The sequence below is a fragment of the Acidithiobacillus sp. TH-A36 genome, assembly GCF_057473445.1.
Window position 1 is genome coordinate 1 of sequence record NZ_JBYCKP010000456.1, and the last position, 4186, is coordinate 4186.

A 4186-nucleotide genomic window follows, 5' to 3' on the forward strand; every position below is an offset into this window, starting at 1 on the left:
CCATGATGCTGATCATGTGAACGGGGGCTTGCGCCATTGCCGTTTCAAACAATTGTTGCATATTGGGTGTGGGGAGTTCACAGCGCAGATGCAGCACGTGGTCGGAACGTAATAACCCTTGTTCATCCAGAAAAGTAAGATCTACAACCGCATCGCGAAGGGTCTGGATACGCTGGCTTTCAAAGCCGGCATCTCCGACACAAAGGGCATCTGCCACGGTGGTGATGCCTGCGGCCGCACACTGGCTGTCATGGGCCAGAAAAGCGGAACGGGAAGGCCAGCGCACGTTGCTGCGCGGCTGTACCTGGCGTTCGAGATTGTCGGTGTGCACATCCACCAGTCCGGGCAACAACCAGTCGCCCTGTCCGTCTTCACTGCCGGGTCGGGGATGCGGGTCTTCTTCCAGCGCTATGATTTTGCCGTTTTCATCCAGGGTCAGAGCGCCATGAACAATGCGATCTTCCAGAACCATACGGAAATTACTGAAGGCCAGGGTTTTCATGGGGCATGCTCCGAAAGGGATGGGATGGAATATTGGCGATCAGCCACCTGAGCGATAAAGTCGGGGTCGTGAAATGCCGCCAGTACCGCCCGACCGGTTTTTTTGGCTTGTAGAATCTTGTTTTTGACCGCTGTGGCATTGTGCCCATCCAGGGAGGCCGTCGGTTCATCAAGCAGAATCAGGGAATGTTGGCCGACAAAAGCTCTGGCCAGATTTACCCGTTGCTGTTCGCCCCCGGAAAAGGTGGCGGGAGGCAGGGCGTGCAGGTGTTGCGGCAGATTCAATTCCAGCAATATCTCAGTGGCGCGTTCCATGGCCGTTTGCGTATCAATGCCCTGATCGGCCAGCGGTTGCGCGACCAGATCCAGGGTGGAGACTCTGGGAATGACCCGCAGAAACTGACTGGCATAAGCCATGACCTGTCGCCGCAACGCGATGATTTCGCGGGGGCTGCTTTGCAAAATATCCACCATACTCAGCCCGTTGCGCAGGCGGATGGCACCGGATTCTGCCCGATAATTACCATATATTGTTCTCAGCAGGGATGATTTTCCACTACCTGAGGCGCCGACCAGCGCGACGCATTCACCGGCAGCAACGCTCAATTGTATATGGCGCAAAATAGGCAGATTCAAACCACCACGCAGATGCAACACAAATTTTTTGCTGAGTTTTTCAATTTCCAGAATATTCATGCCGGGAGCACCGAACTGACCAAAAGTTGGGTGTAAGGATGTTGCGGATCATCCAGCACCTGATCGGCCAGCCCTTCTTCGATGATTTCGCCCTGACGCATGACCGCAATGCGCTGGGCGAGGAGGCGGGCTACTGCCAGATCATGGGTAACCAGCACTACCGCCATATTTTCCGCAATAACCAGTTTGCGGAGCAGGTCCAGCAAGGCGGCCTGTACGGAAACATCCAGACCGCTGGTGGGTTCGTCCAGATAGAGCAGGGCGGGCTGGCTGATGAGTGTGCGGGCAATCTGCAGGCGCTGCAACATGCCGCCAGAAAAAGTTTCGGGTAAATCATCCAGGCGGGTCGGATCAATTTCCACTTTTTGCAGCCAGTAAAGGGCTTCCTCGCGCAATTGGCCATAATGGCGCAGGCCCATGATCATGCGTCTTTCAACGATATTGCCGCCGGCGCTGATTTCCATGCGCAGGGCATCGCGGGGATTCTGGCAGACAAAGCCCCAGGCCGTGCGTTGCAGATGCCGGAGTGCCTGTCTGCTGAGTGCAGAGACAGGACGCAAGCCCAGGTCCGGAGTGCTGGCCTGTATTGCGCCCTGAGTGGGCGACAAGCTGCCGTAAAGAAGGTTCAGCAAAGTGGATTTGCCCGAACCGCTTTCGCCAACAATGGCCAGGATTTCGCCGGGATATAACTCCATGGATACATTGCGAACTACCGGCTGTTTGCCGTACTGAAAATGCAGATCGCGGACCATCAGGGCGGGTTGGGTGTTCACTTGCATGACGTTTTCCCGCAATAGTCGGTGTCGGAACAGACAAACTGTCTTTTGCCGCTGTCATCGAGAATGATTTCGTCCTTGTAGGAGCTGGTCGATCCACAGAGCGCACAGGGAGCTTGCGCCTGCAGCGGAGTAAAGGGGTAATCCTCAAAAGCCAGAGGCACGACACGAGTATAAGGAGGAACGGCGTAGAGGCGTTTTTCGCGCCCAGCACCAAAAAGTTGCAGGGCGGGATTCATGTGCATTTTCGGGACATCAAAAGCCGGAATGGGGGAGGGCGACATCAGATAGCGGTCATGCACCATGACGGGGTAATCATAGCCGATCGCCACGCGACCATAGCGGGTAATGTGATCATAAAGCTGCAAGTACATCAGGCTGTAATCGGCCATGGCGTGCAAAATCCGGGTTTCCGTGCGGCGTGGTTCCAGCTTGAAGAGCGGCTCAGGCATGGGGACCTGATAGACGATGATCTGGTCGGCACGCAGTGCTGTTTCCGGGATCCGGTGGCGGGTCTGGATGATGCTGGCCTGTTGGGTGTCGGTCGTCGTGGCGATTCCGCCGGCTACGCTTTGGAAAAAATGCCGGATGGAAACGGCATTGGTGGTGTCATCGGCGCCCTGATCAATGACTTTGAGAATATCATCCTTCCCGATAATGGCGGCAGTTACCTGGATACCTCCGGTTCCCCAACCATAGGGCAGAGGCATTTCCCGGCTGGCAAAGGCAATCTGGTGACCGGGAATGGCAACGGCTTTGAGCAGGCTGCGGCGGATGGCCCGTTTACTGTTTTCATCGAGATAGGCAAAGTTATAGGGCATCATCGTGTTTTACCGTTGTGCCGGGCGATTGGGCGCGCAAAGCCCGTAATGTCGAAATTTCACTCTGAAAATCCACATGGTGGGGAAGCTTCAGATGTTCCACAAAACCGGTGGCTTCCACATTATCACAATGACTGAGCACGAATTCTTCATCCTGTGCGGGCGCTTCCACCTTTTCGCCAAGTTCCTGAGCGCGCAAGGCACGATCGAGCAATGCCATGGCGATGGCCTTGCGTTCATTGTGTCCGAAAACCAGTCCGTAGCCTCGGGTAAAGGTGGCCGTGTCCGGTGAGTCTCCCTGAAACTGGTTGATCATCTGGCATTCTGTCATTTCTATGGTGCCGATGCAGAGGCTGAAGCCCAGTTCTGGCGGGCAGATTTCGACATTGACGGAGCCATGGCTTAATTCGGCAATAAAGGGATGGTTTTGCCCATAGCCGCGTTGGGTAGAGTAGGCCATGCCGAGCACAAAACCTTCATCCGCCCGCGCCAATGTCTGCAGGCGCTGGGCACGACTGGCAGGAAAACCGGGCGGAATTTGGGTGATGTCCCGATTTTCGGCATCTGCTGCTTCGGTAGAGCTTTTTTCAATCAGACCTTCTGTTTCGAGAAGATCCATGACGCTGGTTTTGTTCAGTGTGGCTTTTGGATGGATGCCGGAGGTGGCGCAGGAAGCTTCCGCTTCGTCCTGTGCGGGCAGATTCTGGAAATAACCGAGCAGACGATGGGAGTAATCATAGGTGGCTCCGAGTTGCTGGCCGCCGGGAACGTCCTTGAAGGCAGCAGATATATGTCTTTGCAAATGGGCCTGGCCAAGATTGAGGGGAACTGAATCCAGAAAACGACTTAATGTGGCGCGGTAGGCGCGGACGATAAATACCGCCTCGATACTGTCGCCCTGAGCTTGCAGAAGCGCTTTTGCGGCAATATCCCGGTCGTACAGCGAGGCTTCGGCCATGATGCGATCAATGCCCAGATGCAGGTGCCGGGCGATTTGCGCCTGCAGGTCGTCAGGATTTGCTGCATTTCTTTCGGCAACCAGTTGATGGGCGGCGTGAATGGCCTGGGCACCGCCTTTGGCGGCTACATAGGACATGACTTAATTCTCCCTGTCTGCATGAATGCTGATGGAGCGTGGCAGGCAAAGACATTCATTCCTGCAGCATAAAATCAGATCTATCCCTCGCGGATAAAGGCCTTGCTGCTTCTGCCAGAAGGACGTGAATCCGGATGCGAGCCGGGGGGCGGCTGTCTGGCTGCTGGCAATGCCGGGACCAGTCAACTGCAGAGGCGCTCCATCGCTCAGGCTGTCCAGCTCCAGAATCAGGGTGGCGCCTTTTTCCGGTTCTTCTTCACTGCCAATATTCAGCAGGTTTCGGTCCCAGTCCCAGT

At 55.6% G+C, this 4186-nt stretch carries 6 protein-coding genes; all 6 read right to left on the reverse strand.

The window, feature by feature from the left end:
* Window positions 1-502 (reverse strand): amidohydrolase family protein (locus AC2VLY_RS11685; protein ID WP_486922328.1); only part of this gene is annotated, 502 nt, incomplete at its 3' end.
* Window positions 499-1197, reverse strand: coding sequence for a phosphonate C-P lyase system protein PhnL (phnL, locus tag AC2VLY_RS11690; RefSeq protein ID WP_193649387.1), 699 nt, complete (start codon window positions 1195-1197; stop codon window positions 499-501). The genes AC2VLY_RS11685 and phnL, both read right to left, overlap by 4 nt.
* A complete protein-coding gene (locus AC2VLY_RS11695) occupies window positions 1194-1976 on the reverse strand; it encodes an ATP-binding cassette domain-containing protein (RefSeq protein ID WP_193649386.1) in 783 nt (260 codons plus the stop codon). The genes phnL and AC2VLY_RS11695 overlap by 4 nt, the downstream gene beginning before the upstream one ends.
* The gene (locus AC2VLY_RS11700; RefSeq protein ID WP_010639146.1) at window positions 1967-2797 is read right to left on the reverse strand and encodes an alpha-D-ribose 1-methylphosphonate 5-phosphate C-P-lyase PhnJ; all 831 of its coding nucleotides are present in this window, start codon (window positions 2795-2797) and stop codon (window positions 1967-1969) included. Before AC2VLY_RS11700 ends, AC2VLY_RS11695 begins: the two co-directional genes overlap by 10 nt.
* Window positions 2784-3890, reverse strand: a complete 1107-nt coding sequence (locus AC2VLY_RS11705) for a carbon-phosphorus lyase complex subunit (RefSeq protein ID WP_486894189.1) — start codon at window positions 3888-3890, stop codon at window positions 2784-2786. Before AC2VLY_RS11705 ends, AC2VLY_RS11700 begins: the two co-directional genes overlap by 14 nt.
* Before the next feature lie 3 nt (window positions 3891-3893).
* A partial coding sequence (gene phnH, locus AC2VLY_RS11710; protein WP_486922329.1) for a phosphonate C-P lyase system protein PhnH occupies window positions 3894-4186 on the reverse strand: 293 nt, incomplete at its 5' end.

Bases quoted from the DNA above. Each gene is read 5' to 3' on its own strand.
- phnL (WP_193649387.1), bottom strand. From the start codon at position 1,197: ATGAATATTCTGGAAATTGAAAAACTCAGCAAAAAATTTGTGTTGCAT.
- AC2VLY_RS11695 (WP_193649386.1), bottom strand. From the start codon at position 1,976: ATGCAAGTGAACACCCAACCCGCCCTGATGGTCCGCGATCTGCATTTT.
- AC2VLY_RS11700 (WP_010639146.1), bottom strand. From the start codon at position 2,797: ATGATGCCCTATAACTTTGCCTATCTCGATGAAAACAGTAAACGGGCC.
- AC2VLY_RS11705 (WP_486894189.1), bottom strand. From the start codon at position 3,890: ATGTCCTATGTAGCCGCCAAAGGCGGTGCCCAGGCCATTCACGCCGCC.